11 protein-coding genes and 3 tRNA genes are annotated in these 14,212 nt (G+C 46.3%); 3 read left to right on the top strand and 11 right to left on the bottom strand.

The features are described 5' to 3' along the window. Window positions 1–147: 147 nt before the first annotated feature. Window positions 148–771, bottom strand: a complete 624-nt coding sequence (locus tag Q4Q50_RS09145; RefSeq protein WP_311899113.1) for a DUF2987 domain-containing protein — start codon at window positions 769–771, stop codon at window positions 148–150. Next, on the bottom strand, window positions 764–1,576 hold the full coding sequence (locus Q4Q50_RS09140; protein ID WP_311899112.1) for a glucosaminidase domain-containing protein: 813 nt from the start codon (window positions 1,574–1,576) through the stop codon (window positions 764–766). Before Q4Q50_RS09140 ends, Q4Q50_RS09145 begins: the two co-directional genes overlap by 8 nt. A gap of 340 nt (window positions 1,577–1,916) precedes the next feature. On the opposite strand from Q4Q50_RS09140, the gene Q4Q50_RS09135 reads away from it, so the two are divergent. Further along, window positions 1,917–2,855 carry a YvcK family protein gene (locus Q4Q50_RS09135; protein WP_311899111.1) on the top strand — a complete coding sequence of 313 codons (939 nt, stop codon included), beginning with the start codon at window positions 1,917–1,919 and terminating at the stop codon, window positions 2,853–2,855. Between the two features lie 111 nt (window positions 2,856–2,966). On the opposite strand, the gene Q4Q50_RS09130 is transcribed toward Q4Q50_RS09135, so the two are convergent. The 5 genes from Q4Q50_RS09130 to Q4Q50_RS09110 all read right to left on the bottom strand — a co-directional run bounded on the left by Q4Q50_RS09130 (window position 2,967) and on the right by Q4Q50_RS09110 (window position 6,703). Continuing rightward, window positions 2,967–4,160 carry an amino acid aminotransferase gene (locus Q4Q50_RS09130; protein ID WP_311899110.1) on the bottom strand — a complete coding sequence of 398 codons (1,194 nt, stop codon included), beginning with the start codon at window positions 4,158–4,160 and terminating at the stop codon, window positions 2,967–2,969. A gap of 417 nt (window positions 4,161–4,577) precedes the next feature. Then, window positions 4,578–4,664: transfer RNA gene (locus tag Q4Q50_RS09125), tRNA-Leu, on the bottom strand. A 49-nt stretch (window positions 4,665–4,713) separates the two neighbouring features. Next, window positions 4,714–4,787, bottom strand: a tRNA-Cys gene (locus Q4Q50_RS09120). Between the two features lie 23 nt (window positions 4,788–4,810). Continuing rightward, window positions 4,811–4,886 (bottom strand) — tRNA-Gly (locus tag Q4Q50_RS09115). A gap of 383 nt (window positions 4,887–5,269) precedes the next feature. Then, window positions 5,270–6,703, bottom strand: coding sequence for a glyceraldehyde-3-phosphate dehydrogenase (locus Q4Q50_RS09110; RefSeq protein ID WP_011839899.1), 1,434 nt, complete (start codon window positions 6,701–6,703; stop codon window positions 5,270–5,272). A 203-nt stretch (window positions 6,704–6,906) separates the two neighbouring features. Between Q4Q50_RS09110 and Q4Q50_RS09105 the strand changes: the two genes are divergently transcribed. Both Q4Q50_RS09105 and gap read left to right on the top strand, forming a co-directional pair. Beyond that, window positions 6,907–7,806, top strand: a complete 900-nt coding sequence (locus tag Q4Q50_RS09105; protein WP_107947498.1) for a DUF2989 domain-containing protein — start codon at window positions 6,907–6,909, stop codon at window positions 7,804–7,806. A gap of 201 nt (window positions 7,807–8,007) precedes the next feature. After that, window positions 8,008–9,018: a type I glyceraldehyde-3-phosphate dehydrogenase gene (gene gap, locus Q4Q50_RS09100; RefSeq protein WP_006081590.1), complete on the top strand. Its 1,011-nt coding sequence runs from the start codon at window positions 8,008–8,010 to the stop codon at window positions 9,016–9,018. Window positions 9,019–9,165: 147 nt separating this feature from the next. On the opposite strand, the gene nadA is transcribed toward gap, so the two are convergent. From nadA to Q4Q50_RS09080, 4 genes are all read right to left on the bottom strand, one after another. Continuing rightward, window positions 9,166–10,248, bottom strand: a complete 1,083-nt coding sequence (nadA, locus tag Q4Q50_RS09095) for a quinolinate synthase NadA (RefSeq protein WP_259509860.1) — start codon at window positions 10,246–10,248, stop codon at window positions 9,166–9,168. Between the two features lie 132 nt (window positions 10,249–10,380). Next, window positions 10,381–12,003, bottom strand: coding sequence for a dihydrolipoyllysine-residue acetyltransferase (locus Q4Q50_RS09090; protein WP_311899109.1), 1,623 nt, complete (start codon window positions 12,001–12,003; stop codon window positions 10,381–10,383). 9 nt (window positions 12,004–12,012) lie between these two features. Further along, the gene (locus tag Q4Q50_RS09085) at window positions 12,013–12,990 is read right to left on the bottom strand and encodes an alpha-ketoacid dehydrogenase subunit beta (RefSeq protein WP_006081587.1); all 978 of its coding nucleotides are present in this window, start codon (window positions 12,988–12,990) and stop codon (window positions 12,013–12,015) included. A 3-nt stretch (window positions 12,991–12,993) separates the two neighbouring features. Then, window positions 12,994–14,172: a thiamine pyrophosphate-dependent dehydrogenase E1 component subunit alpha gene (locus Q4Q50_RS09080; RefSeq protein ID WP_006081586.1), complete on the bottom strand. Its 1,179-nt coding sequence runs from the start codon at window positions 14,170–14,172 to the stop codon at window positions 12,994–12,996. Window positions 14,173–14,212 lie beyond the last annotated feature (40 nt).

Raw genomic sequence — 14,212 nt, 5'->3', positions numbered from 1 at the left:
TAAATCAGCAAACCAGCAAAACAAAAATGCCCACATGATGTGGGCATTTTTATGGCTACAAAATAAGTTAAGACTGCCTACACTATCTTTGAGCCCGCGCTTCTGAATCGACTATTTCAAGATGCCAATTCAAGATACTAAAGAGGATCACTTCACCCAAGGACTCAAGACTAATGGCTGGGCACTGAAGCTTAGCGTCGTGATGTTTTCAAGCTCATTCGCGGCTAATTTATAACTGCCCTTAACGGCTTGTTCACGGCCATTAAGGTGTACATACACTTCTTGCTCGGGTTGGAATTCAAAGTTAAGACCAGCAATAGGATCCCTAAAATAACGCATCGGGAAGCCTTGCATAGCACCAAGCAGCGTGTCCATTTCGGTCACGATTTGCTGTAAACGCGCTTTATCGTACTCAGCCAATGTCTGTTTTGCTCTGACTTGCATCGCGATAGCGCATCCATCAGCACTGCCAGCAAAATTGAGATTAACCAAGGCACGCTGATCTTTTAAATCATCATCTAAGGGAATAAATAACCGCTGAGCATAGGTATACGTCAATGACGTTGATGTTTTTTCACTGGAAATAGAACCGCTTTGGATCAAACAGTTTTTTTGTATTGGAACACTAAAAGCCACTTCTACAAGTTGGTAACTGCCCTTATTGACTTGTTTTAACCTATCATAAAAACCTTTATATTCAAGGGATACAGTTTCTGCAGCGGCGCTAGTTGCCAGTAAACAGAGGCCACTAAACAACAGTTTTTTATACATCGACATTCACCAAATATTTTTCATTATGACGTAACATATCAAGCAGCTCATCAATATAAGCTTCTTGTCTTTCAGAATAATTCACGAGTCCATAAATCAATTGATCCGCTGTCGGCTCTAGCTCCTGTGAGCGCAAATCGGCACGGATAGAACGAAATAGCGCATAGGCTGTATTGGAATTTAAATTGCGCATGTAGGACGAAACGGACTCGTCGACCGATGAAAATACTTTCACCTCATGGCTCTTACCAGATCCCCGTGAAGATGGCACTATGCCGCAGCCAGCAGTAAAACACCATTCACCAAAAAAGTTAAAGCCTTCACGGGCAAAACGTGAGCTGCCCCAACCGGATTCATTCGCGGCTTGGATCAGCACCATAGATTCAGGCACAATATCGACGCGCTTTAGTAAGCTTGCTAAGGATTTAGCATCGACGTTTCGTGCCGCATATTGGTATTTGTCGAATAGCGTATTGAGTTGCCCGAGTTGGGTCTCAGATAAACTCTTGCCATTCTCAACCAAAGCGAGCATTTCACTGACAAACTCACGTTCCATCGAGATGATGGCATTCTGCTGCTGCACAATCGGCCGCAGAAAATCAAAAAAGGCTTTCTTCTTTTCTGTGATATCGTTGATCGCAGAAAAGTCAGGAACTTGCGTAACAGGATCGACAGCGTCAACGAGTTGGGTCGCAATGCTAGATGAATCATTCGTGTTGGGAATGATCCAAACGCGCAATGCAAAAATCGCCACTATGACCATGGCTAATGCCAATGTAAACGATCCGATTCTACCCGTTTTCAATAGTTCACCTTAAGTATGACGCCCGTATTGGGCAAATAAAGGGCGGATTATAAGCTATTTGTCAGATTTAACGAAATGTGCCCGCCGTCACTGTCATTAATCACGCATCTGGCTCATTAACTCAGGTACAATATTGCGCCTAAGTCGCGATTCTGAATCCGTGTATACGTGCTTGCCGTATGACAGTCGATAATAGATGCAAGCTTTCGACTGAGCTTTTATACTAAGGTTCCTTAACGCAGTTAAATTGCACAGTAGCGCTTACGTCATTGCGCTTTGTACTTAATCAGTGATGACAGTAACATTCATATTTTCGGGTATTCAGGAAGGAAGAACCCAGATGCAGCATTTGATGTTAAATCAATTTGAACGTGTCGTCGCCATTGGCGGAGGCCATGGTTTAGGCCGAGTATTATCTTCGCTCGATTTTTTAGGCAGCCGTTTAACGGGAATTGTCGCGACCACAGATAACGGTGGCTCTACCGGTAGACTCAGAGCCGAGCAGGACTGTATTGCTTGGGGCGATTTACGCAACTGCTTATCCCATCTAGCCAATCGCCCTTCCGTCGGCTCACAACTATTCGAATACCGTTTCCAAGGTGAAACTGAACTCAGCGGCCATAATCTGGGTAATCTTATTTTACTGGCGCTTGATCAGCTGTGCGTTCGTCCATTAGAAGCAGTTAATCTCATCCGTAATTTACTCAAGATTGAAACCCAGCTGATCCCTATGTCTGAACAACCCACACACTTAGTGGCTCTGCAAGCCTGTGGTAGTAAAGTGTTTGGCGAGATCAATGTCGACAGTATGGATGAAGCACCTATCGCGCTCTGCCTTGAGCCACAGGTCGATGCCACCTTTGAAGCCTGTGAGGCTGTACGGCACGCAGATTTAATCATTTTAGGCCCTGGCAGCTTCTTAACCAGCATTATGCCGCCGCTGCTATTACCTAAGTTTGCAAAAAGCCTAGCCGCTACTAAAGCTCAAGTGATCTTTATCGATAACCTTGCAGAGGAAGCCTCACCCGCGGGTCGATTTAGTATTGAGCAACGTATCGCTTGGTGCCATCAAGTGATTGGCAAGCCCATCATTCACAAAGTGTTACGTCATGGCGAACAAACGTGTTTAGGACCACTCATTAACTATTTCCCGTTGAAGAATCGCCATAACCCGAATTTACATGATCAAGCGAACCTATTAGATGCATTAAGCGCCCTGCTGCGAATTAAATCTGAGCTCACGCTGCAATCGCAGGAGCCTCTCGCGCTTAGCTGCTAATCACTGAATAGCCCGCACATACTGAAAAACATAAAGGACAGCAAATGCTGTCCTTTATGGTTGAAGGCTAAAGAGAAATTCCTTTAGCCTCATTCTATAACCTAATAAGCCTTACAAGACTTGGGCGATGGCTTTACAGATCACTGGCATATTGGTCTTAGTCATGCCTGCAACGCTAATGCGTCCTGAACCAACGATATAAACCCCAAACTCGTCTTTCAAGCGCGCCACTTGGGCTTTGTTCAAACCAGAGAAACTGAACATACCATTTTGGCGAGAAATAAAGCTAAAGTCCTGAGTCACGCCTTCAGCTTTTAAGCTGTCAACGAACAGGGTACGCATTTCGGCGATACGCTCACGCATCTCTTTGACTTCCTGCACCCACATGGCTTTCAGGCCTGCGTCATTTAAGATAGTACTGACAATCAGCGCGCCATGTGCTGGCGGGTTAGAATAGTTTGCACGTATAGTGCGTTTCACTTGGCTAAAGGCACGCACGGCAGCATCAGCATCTTCAGCCACCACAGTTACGGCGCCGATACGTTCGTTGTACAAACCAAAGTTTTTAGAGAAAGAGTTAGCAACCAGCAGCTCAGGCACTTTTGATGCCACTAAACGCAGACCTGCGGCATCTTCTTCAATTCCAGCACCAAAACCTTGGTATGCAAAGTCAAACAATGGCACAAGTTTCTTATCGGCACACAATTGGGCTACGCGTTCCCATTGCGCCAAGGTTAAATCGATACCGGTTGGGTTATGACAGCAACCGTGTAGCAGCACGACATCGCCTGCATTCGCGTGAGACAAGTCCGTCATCATAGTATCAAAATCGATATCATGGGCTTCTGCTTTGTAATAACCGTATTCTTTAACGGCTAACCCCGCGGTTTCAAAAATGTTTTGATGGTTGGCCCACGTTGGATTGCTGACCCAAATAGTGTGCGAATCGGTATTACGCAGTAAAAACTCAGCAGCAATACGCAGTGCACCTGTACCGCCCGGGGCTTGCGCTGTGGCAGCACGGCCAGAAGTGATTAATGCACTGCCCTCACCGAATAACAATGTTTGTACAACATGGTTATACGCTTGCACGCCTTCAATGCCTAAATAGTTTTTGGTCTTCTCTTGCTCAAGTAAAATAGCCTCGGCTTTTTTCACTGAAGTCAGCACTGGAGTTTGTCCAGCCTCATCCTTATAAATACCGACACCCAGATTAACTTTATCCTGACGGGGATCAGCCTTAAAGGTATCAGTTAAACCAAGAATGGGATCTGCGGGTGCGAGTAATACTTGAGAGAAAATCATGACTACGTATCCTAATTATGCGCGTGTAGGGGAAATTTCGGCTTATTTATACCACTGTCTTTAAGGGGGGAATAGCTACTTAAGCGCCTTCTTAGGGAAATTCTTACGCTATTGTAGATTTACCAAAAAAAAGTGTCTTTTGTTATGCAATTATAAGCAGAAATATGAAATTACTTATATAAAGTTATTTATAACATCTAGATCACAAAACCTTGCAGTTTTATATTGTAGAAAAGAACCGCGCGCTGATGTCGCAATACTGAATGCCGGAAATGTGAGCTGAACCCATGGCCAATCCTAACCGGACCTAGCCTAAGAATGATCAGATATGACACGAGGTGAAGCATTATTAAATTCGGCTTTGAGAACCGATAAAAGCAAAAAAGCCCTGACATAAGTCAGGGCTTTTCTGTTTTTTGGTACCCGAGGCCAGACTTGAACTGGCACGCTGTTACCAGCGAGGGATTTTAAATCCCTTGTGTCTACCGATTCCACCACTCGGGCAAACTCTTTATATTAACGACGGGAATCGTGTCATTAATACGTTAATCTATGGAGGCGCGACCCGGAGTCGAACCGAGATCGACGGATTTGCAATCCGCAGCATAGCCATTCTGCCATCGCGCCCAAACTGCCAAATTTACTAAATTTGGAGCGACATATCGGGTTCGAACCGATGACCTATACCTTGGCAAGGTATCGCTCTACCAACTGAGCTAATGTCGCCTATCATTGCGCTTAATCATTAGAAGCCATGCTAGGCATGCTTTCCCCTGACTGCGGATTGGCATTCTACCGATTTAGACCTCAGAGTCAATCAACAATTTTTAAAAAATGATCTAAGCCGCACCGTTTGCCCAATAAAGCGCCACAAGTCCGCAAAGTTGATGTTTCCTTCATCAATTTAGGCTTTTTTGCCGATACTAACGCCGAGCGGCAGATGATTAAGTGAGGCAGAAAAGCTGTGGTTGAATGTGAGCATTGAGTCGAACCCAATTAAATTGCATAAGTATAGAAAAACAAAAGCGCCCTGCTGGGCGCTTTATGTGAAGATTATGCGCAGTTTTGAATACTCCGCATAACTTACGCTGGTGATTTACGCAGCTAACTTATGCTGGTAGAGATAGCGTCGTTAAACCTAACATAGTTTGCATTACGCCAACTACTTGGCAGCTGTAACCAAACTCGTTGTCATACCATACATAAAGAATGGCACGCTTGCCTTCTGCGATAGTCGCTTGTGAATCAATCACGCCCGCGTAGCGAGAACCCACTAAATCGCTCGATACAATCTCAGTAGAGTCGGTGTAATCGATTTGATTTTGTAGTGGTGATTGCAGCGCCGTATCTTTCAGGTACTCGTTCAGCTCATCTTTACTAGTTTCAGCATTCAAGTTCATGCTGATGATGGCCATAGAAACGTTCGGCGTTGGCACACGAATCGCGTTACCGGTTAACTTGCCCGCTAACACTGGCAGTGCTTTAGCAACGGCTTTCGCGGCGCCTGTTTCAGTGATCACCATGTTTAATGGTGCACTGCGGCCACGGCGGTCAGCGGTGTGATAGTTATCAATCAAGTTTTGATCGTTGGTATAAGAGTGAATCGTCTCAACGTGACCATTCTCAATACCATATTTATCATTCACGGCTTTCAGTACCGGCGTAATGGCGTTGGTCGTACAGCTTGCCGCAGAAACGATAATGTCTTCTGGGGTAATGTCGCCTTCATTCACACCGTAAACGATGTTCTTGATCGCGCCTTTTGCAGGAGCTGTCAACAACACTTTGCTCGCGCCTGGGCTCTTAAGGTGTAAACCAAGACCCGCTTCATCTTTCCAAATACCTGTGTTATCAACAACGAGTGCATCGCTGATATCGTATTTAGTGTAATCCACTTCATCAGGCGAGTTCGCGTAAATCACTTGGATATAGGTACCGTTGGCGATGATGGCATTGTTCTCTTCGTCAACTTCTACAGAGCCATTGAAAGGACCATGGACTGAGTCACGGCGCAATAAACTGGCACGTTTCTCTAAATCACCTTTCTTACCGCCACGTAGTACGATAGCGCGCAATCTTAACTTATTGCTGCGACCTGTGCGTTCAATCAACAGGCGTGCTAATAAGCGGCCGATACGGCCAAAACCATACAGCACGACATCACGCGGTGCGACATCATCAGCATGGTCGATGGCATCGGCCAACTCTTTTGCCATATAGTTTTCAATTTCGCTGACATCGGTGTGATCGCGCCAGTAATTGACTGCAAGCTTACCAATATCCACTTTACATTGTTTAACTGCGAGTTTGCTCAAAGCTTGAACGAAGGGGAAACTCTCGCGTAAACGTAATTTTTCACCGACATGACGACGAACTAAACGGTGCGCTTTAATGATTTCAATCGTAGAAGCATTGAGTAACGGCTTGCCGTAGACCACGACTTCAACGCCTTGGTTACGGTACAACTTGCCTAACAAAGGCTGCATCGCCTCTGCCATTTCAAAACGTTCTTGCCAACTTTGTAGGTGTTTATCAGCGCTCATTTACAGATCCTTTATCTCACTTTTCAATAAAATGTACTGAAAGGTTTGAGTAACATGACGAAAAGACCAATAATCTAATGCGGGTTTTAGGGAAAACCCTGTTTTGGTCGGCGCCATTGTAATGAAAGTCGCGCTTTGTTGCCAGTAAGATATTTTCTGTAAATCTGTAATTTTATTAGATAAATTATCGTTTGGAGAGTGTTTTGAGACAAAATCTAGTAATAATTACATCATTTACCTTAGGGATGAGCCTTTTTGGTCTTTTCGGTTGTGATAATGACCGAAATATCTCAGCAATTTGTAAAAATAATCCTGAAATTTGTGCCGATTTGCATAAGGATGGCTGGTGTTTGGCCGAAAAAACCAAACTTATCCAGAACCGCTACGAATTAAAATACAACGAAAACCCCACAGGCAAACAACTCTACCTGCAATTGACCTACCTTGAGGATTACAGCCGTTGTATTGAACTCGCCTCTGGCGTGCAGCATATCATCCACACCAATCGCACCGCTGATAGAGCCAGAGCTTTTAGATTAAGCACCCAGAATTTAAGCTTGCTCCAAGATCAAACCCGCGAGCGACAAGATCCTTTCATGTCCTATTACCAATGGACACGCTTTGGCGATACCGCAGCGCTAAATCGATTGTTAGAACATGAAAGCGCCGGCGAAGTGACTGACTCTTTCTTACTTGCCCAAGTTGCCACCTATTACAGCAATCGAAATGCCATCAAAGCGCAACAACTCTATCTTAAAGTCTTTGCAGACATCCAATACGATGATTTCGACGTTAACTGGTTACTTGGGCTCGCATCAGCCTATCGCCAGCAACAGGTATTCGATAAAGCCTATATGCTGACGAAGGCAAATTTACTACTTACGCAGCAGAAGTATTCAGAGGAAAAAATGCTAGCCTTGCTCGGTGGCAATAAAACGCTGGCGACTGAACTCGATTTAAAAGCCCAAGCCCTTATCGATGCGCTAAAAAACGGGACTTATTCTCAGAGTCCAGTAAGACAATGGCTTGATCCTCAAGCGGTTGACCAAGCGCCAACTACAACCGAGGCTGTGCCGCCTGCGCCTGTCGAAAAAACAGACTAAGCAATCGATGGCAAAATGTTTGCCATCTTGTAATTTTTTACCCAATTAACGCGTAAAAAATGGCGATTTCGCGACCGATGTAAAAAAAATACCTAATTTGTTAATCAAGACAGCGGTAAAATGCCGATTTAACTTGACGATAGCTGTCAGTTTGGTAATTTTACTACCAGTTGAATTTTATAATCACCAGAGGGATATGAGATGACTATCCGTGTAGCAATAAATGGCTATGGCCGTATCGGTAGAAACGTATTACGCGCCTTGTACGAAAGCGAAAAAGCTTATCCAATCAAGATTGTCGCTATTAATGATTTAGGCGACGCTTCAATCAACGCTCACCTGACAAAATACGATTCTGTTCACGGTCGTTTCAATGCCAAAGTTGACCATGATGCCGAAGCTATTTATGTGAATGGCGATAAGATCCTCACTTTCCAAGAACGTGATCCTGCAAAACTGCCATGGGCTGAGTTGCAAGTTGACGTGGTTTTCGAATGTACCGGTATCTTCACTTCTAAAGAAACTGTTCAACCACATTTAACTGCTGGCGCGAAGAAAGTGATTATTTCAGCTCCAGGTAAAAACGTCGATGCCACTGTTGTTTACGGTGTGAACAACAACGTGCTGACGTCAGACATGACAGTGATTTCAAATGCTTCTTGTACAACTAACTGTTTAGCGCCTTTTGCTAAGCCGTTAAATGACGAGATTGGTATTGAATCAGGCCTGATGACCACGATTCACGCTTATACCAACGATCAACGTTTATCTGACGTGTACCACACAGATTTACGTCGTGCCCGTGCAGCAGCACTGTCAATGATCCCAACTAAAACTGGCGCAGCTGCTGCTGTAGGTTTGGTTGTACCTGAATTACAAGGTAAATTCGACGGTTTAGCGGTTCGTGTACCTACAGTTAACGTATCACTCGTGGATTTATCTTTCATCGCTGCCCGTGATACGACAGTTGAAGAAGTGAATGCCATTATCGAACGTGCTGCTAGCGTTGCGCCATTGAGCGAAGTGTTAGCAGTAAACAAAGAGCCATTGGTGTCTATCGACTTTAACCACAATGCGTTCTCTTCAAACTTTGACGCCACCCAAACCCGTGTGAACGGCCGTTTAGTAAAAGTGATGTCTTGGTATGATAACGAGTGGGGATTCAGTAACCGTATGTTAGATAACGCGGTTGCACTGATGAACGCAAAGTAATCTAGTTACTAGATCCAGCGTTACTCAATCAAGCCTCGCATTTGCGGGGCTTTTTATTGCCTTAAATTCGATTAAACAATAGCCATAAAAAATCCCCACTCTATCGCGGGGATTTTTATAACACTGGAGAACAGCTGAAGAACGGGCTTAGGCATTACCCTTCACTTTCATATTCAGTGTCTTAGCAAAATCCAGCATGCGCGTCAGCGGGATCAGCGCTTTAACTCTTAAGTCTTCATCCACAAAAATCTCATGGGTGGTTTTATCGCAGTCGGCGAGTGATGCTTCAATCGCCTGTAGACCGTTCATCGCCATCCAAGGACAGTGGGCGCAGCTCTTACAGGTTGCACCGTTACCGCCGGTTGGCGCTTCGATTAAGATTTTACCTGGCGCCGCCTGCTGCATTTTATAGAAGATGCCGCGATCGGTTGCCACGATAAAGCGCTCATTCGGCATAGTTTGCGCGGCTTTGATCAGCTGACTGGTCGAGCCAACAGCATCGGCCATCGCCACCACACTGGCTGGTGACTCAGGATGTACAAGGATAGCCGCATCTGGATAAACGCTTTTCATATCGCGCAGCGCGTTCGATTTAAACTCGTCGTGAACGATACAATCGCCCTGCCACATCAACATTTCTGCGCCCGTCTGTTTAGCAATATAGCTGCCCAAATGACGGTCTGGTCCCCAAATGATCTTTTTACCTTCGCTGTCTAAGTGCTCAACGATTTCGAGGGCAATACTGGAGGTCACCACCCAGTCGGCGCGCGCTTTAACGGCAGCCGAAGTATTGGCGTAAACCACCACAGTATGATCTGGGTGCGCATCGCAAAAAGCACTGAACTTATCGATTGGACAACCTAAGTCCAATGAACAAGTGGCTTCTAATGTCGGCATTAAAATGGTTTTTTCTGGGCTTAAAATCTTGGCGGTTTCGCCCATAAACTTGACCCCAGCAACGATTAAGGTTTTTGCTGGGTGATCGCGGCCAAAGCGTGCCATTTCTAAAGAGTCTGAAACGCAGCCGCCGGTTTCTTCGGCAAGGGCTTGGATTTCAGGATCGGTATAATAGTGGGCAACCAGAACGGCATCTTTTTCAATGAGCAGTTGTTTGATACGCGCCTTATAATCGGCTTTTTGCGCATCGGACAAAGGAACTGGCTTAGGCGGAAACGGGTAATCAATGGTTTCTATTGTTGGAGCAAATGGGCTGGGGGCAAACTGACTCATAACACATCCATCAGGATAACTACGTCCGGGAATTATACGTAATTGGGATCAAAAGATTAACCCATTTGTGCAAAGCAAATAAAAAAGGACGCTTTTAGCGTCCTTTTAGTGTCAGTTATTCATGCCAGCGGCTTAGCGCATAGCTAATAACATCTCTTGCGGCTGCTCAAGATATTGTTTCCACAGATTACAGAAGCGAGCAATGGTGCCACCATCGATCACTCTGTGGTCGCCTGACCAGCTCACTTGCATGATTTGGCGAGCTTCGACTTCCCCTTTCGCGTTAAAGCGCGGTAGGGTTTGCAACTTACCTAAGGCCACAATTGCCACCTCAGGTTTGTTGATAATAGGCGTCGCCACTGTGCCACCTAAGGCGCCAATGTTAGAGATTGAAATCGTGCCGTCTTTCAGATCCGCTGGCGCCACGCGGCCACTGCGGGCTGCTTGGGTCAAACGGGTGATTTCTGCCGCCACTTCTAAAATGCTCTTATCCTGCACATCTTTGATGTTGGGCACCAAAAGACCGACTTTAGAATCCACCGCCATGCCGATATTGTGGCGCGCCTTGTAGGTCAACTCAGTGCAATCAGCATTCACTTGGCTATTCATCACAGGGAACTGACTTAACGCGAGTGACATCGACTTCATGAAGAAAGGCATCATGGTCAGCTTCACTTCATCGGATGAATACTTCACTTTCATGCTTTCACGCAGTGCGACTAAGTCTGTTAAATCAAACTCTTCGCAATAGGTAAAGTGCGGAATGCTCGACACCGACTCAACCATCATGCGTGCCATCACAGCTTTTACGCCGCGAATAGGCTCAACCGTGTCAGCGCGTTGAGTCACTGTAGATGTTTGGACTTGGGTTTGAGATGCTTGCGTCGCTTGAACTGGCGCCTCTTTTACCTGAGTCGCACTTGGAGCAGAAACATTGCTCGCGCCTTGTTGGAAGCGAGTGATGTCTTCCTTATACACACGGCCGTGCTTTCCTGTGCCAGGTACTTGGCTCAAATCGATATCTAACGACCGCGCCATACGACGAACCGCAGGGCTGGCTAAAGCTTTACCTTGGCGAGCAGGTTCTGCATTCACAGTCTGCGCTGTTGGTGCCGCATTGGCCACAGTATCAGTGTTTGTTGCTGCAGGTGCAGAAGCCGCCAGTTCAACTTCAATGGCAAATAAAGGCGCATGCACTTTAGCTAGCTGACCTTTGCGATAATGCAGTTTGGCAATTTTACCCGCTTTAATGGCAGGAATTTGCACCAGCGCTTTATCTGTCATCACGTCGGCAATCGGTTGATCTTCCTCAACCCAATCACCTTCACTCACTAACCATTCAACGAGTTCACATTCAACAATGCCTTCGCCGATATCCGGTAGTAAGAACTCTTCTATGCTGACGGATGAACTGGATGACGTATTGACAGTTGTTGCCGCCACAGACTCAGTCACTTTTGCAGTCGTCGCTGCAGGTTCAGCCGCAACAGATTCTTCACCTGCGATTTCAACGGCACCTTCAATTTGTACGGCATAGAGCGGCGCATGCACTTTCGCAATATCGCCCTTAGCATAATACAACTTAGTGACCACGCCCGCAAATGGCGCAGGGATTTGCACTAGTGCTTTGTCTGTCATGACATCGGCAATCGGCTGATCTTCAACGACTGTGTCGCCTTCTTTGACCAACCATTCAACCAATTCACACTCCACTACACCTTCGCCAATATCCGGCAAAATAAAATCTTTAATCATACCGGACTCCTAGAAGGTCACTGATGCTTTGATGGCTTCAAACGTTTTGAACGCATCAGGCATGTATTCTTTTTCATGAATGAGTGGGTACGGGGTATCTAAACCACAAACGCGGCTGATGGGCGACTCTAGATACAAGAAGCATTCTTGCTGGATTGTCGCGGCAATTTCACCGGCAAAACCACCAGTTAATGGCGCTTCATGGTTAACCAGCAAACGTCCGGTCTTTTTGACTGAATCGGCAACGGTATCAATATCCCAAGGTGACAAGGTGCGTAAATCAATAATTTCGCAGGAGATCCCTTCTTTAGCGGCCATATCGGCGGCTTTTTCAAGGATTTCCATTTGCGCGCCCCACGCCACTAAGGTGATGTCTTTACCTTCGCGAACCACTTCAGCCTTGCCCAGTTCAATTTCATAATCGCCCGCTGGTACTTCGCCAACGGATGCACGATATAAACGCTTAGGTTCAAAGAAGATCACTGGGTTTTTGTCACGAATTGACGCCAACAGCAGGCCTTTGGCTTGCTCTGGGTTACGTGGCACCACCACTTTTAATCCTGGCGTCTGGGTAAAATAAGCTTCGGGTGATTGCGAGTGATAATGGCCGCCAGCGATGCCGCCACCATAGGGCGTACGGAACACTAATCCACCGACATCGAATTCATTGCCGCTGCGGTAACGGAACTTGGCCGACTCGTTGACGATTTGATCGAACGCCGGAAAGATATAATCGGCGAATTGGATTTCAGCCACAGCAGTCATGCCATTTGAGGCTAAACCATTGGCAAAACCGGCAATACCTTGCTCTGTCAGCGGGGTATTAAAGCAGCGATCGCGACCGAATTTTTCTTGAAGACCGGAAGTGGCGCGAAATACCCCGCCAAAGTGACCCACATCTTCACCAAAAACCACCATGCGCTCATCGGCTTGCATGGCGATCGACAAGGCCTCATTGACGGCCTGTAACATATTCATTTCTGCCACGGCTTATAGTCTCCCTGCACTTTTTGGATAGGCTTGCGGATATTTTTTGATATGTTCTTTAAGATCGGCGAGTTGCTTTTTCAGCACTGGCGTCGGCTTGTCGTACACATCTTCAATAATTTCATCCAGCATAGGCACAGGAATTTTTTCAGCCACTTTTACCGCAGCCAATACTTCTTCACGGTATTTCTCATGTAGTTTCACATCATCCGCTTCAGCTAACCAACCTTTGTTGATAAGCCATAATTTGAAGCGTTTAACCGGATCGTGTTGCTGCCACTTGGCTTCTTCATCTTTCGAGCGATAACCAGATGGGTCGTCTGATGATGAATGCGCGCCGAGACGGTAAGTCATGGCTTCAATCAGCACAGGCGCATTATGCTCAATCGCATAGGCACGGGCTTGCTGCGTTGCCGCTAACACGGCCAACATGTCATTGCCGTCAACACGAATCGTGTGCATGCCATAACCCACACCGCGACTCGCAATACCGTTACCGGCAAACTGCTCTTCAGTTGGGGTTGAAATGGCGTAGCCATTGTTACGACAGAAGAAAATCACTGGACACTTCAATACTGCGGCCATGTTTAGACCGGCATGGAAGTCCCCTTCCGATGCTGCGCCTTCGCCAAAATAGCAAACCGCGACTTTGCGCTTACCTTGCATTTTTAAGCTGTAGCCCACACCCGTCGCCTGCGGGATTTGTGTCGCAAGGGGTGAAGAAATCGTTTGATAATGTAATGCCGCACTGCCGTAGTGAATGGGCATTTGGCGACCTTTACCAAGATCTTTCTCGTTACTGAACATCTGATTCATAAACTGTTCAGTGGTAAAGCCGCGATAACGCAACGCCGCATGCTCACGGTATTGCGCGAGGATAACGTCCTCTTGATCGAGCGCGGCCACACTGCCGACAATCGCCGCTTCTTCACCCGTACAGGTCATGTAGAAGCTGATGCGCCCTTGGCGCTGGGCACCTAACATACGTTCATCGAGTACCCGAGTGAACACGCAGGTATCGTAAATTTTAGTGGCTAAGGTTTCATCTATCACAGGCAAAACCGCGGTTTCATAAGTGGTGCCGTCGGCTTGTAGAATTCGAAGGATAGGAATGTGTAGCGATGCCTTATCCAAGAAGCCGACACGGTGCACTGTATCAGTGTTGAGTGTTGCTTTGCTCATATTGTGCTCTTGTTATCTCATTACGCACCAAAGCGTTTTG

This window comes from Shewanella scandinavica (genome assembly GCF_031932065.1).
In the GTDB taxonomy this organism is placed as follows: Bacteria; Pseudomonadota; Gammaproteobacteria; order Enterobacterales; family Shewanellaceae; genus Shewanella; species Shewanella baltica.
The sequence above is the reverse complement of the archived record's forward strand: the minus strand, read 5'-3'. Positions and strand labels throughout refer to the sequence as shown.

Bases quoted from the DNA above. Each gene is read 5' to 3' on its own strand.
- Q4Q50_RS09080 (WP_006081586.1), bottom strand. From the start codon at position 14,172: ATGAGCAAAGCAACACTCAACACTGATACAGTGCACCGTGTCGGCTTC.
- nadA (WP_259509860.1), bottom strand. From the start codon at position 10,248: ATGAGTCAGTTTGCCCCCAGCCCATTTGCTCCAACAATAGAAACCATT.
- Q4Q50_RS09090 (WP_311899109.1), bottom strand. From the start codon at position 12,003: ATGATTAAAGATTTTATTTTGCCGGATATTGGCGAAGGTGTAGTGGAG.
- Q4Q50_RS09110 (WP_011839899.1), bottom strand. From the start codon at position 6,703: ATGAGCGCTGATAAACACCTACAAAGTTGGCAAGAACGTTTTGAAATG.
- Q4Q50_RS09145 (WP_311899113.1), bottom strand. From the start codon at position 771: ATGTATAAAAAACTGTTGTTTAGTGGCCTCTGTTTACTGGCAACTAGC.
- gap (WP_006081590.1), top strand. From the start codon at position 8,008: ATGACTATCCGTGTAGCAATAAATGGCTATGGCCGTATCGGTAGAAAC.
- Q4Q50_RS09135 (WP_311899111.1), top strand. From the start codon at position 1,917: ATGCAGCATTTGATGTTAAATCAATTTGAACGTGTCGTCGCCATTGGC.
- Q4Q50_RS09130 (WP_311899110.1), bottom strand. From the start codon at position 4,160: ATGATTTTCTCTCAAGTATTACTCGCACCCGCAGATCCCATTCTTGGT.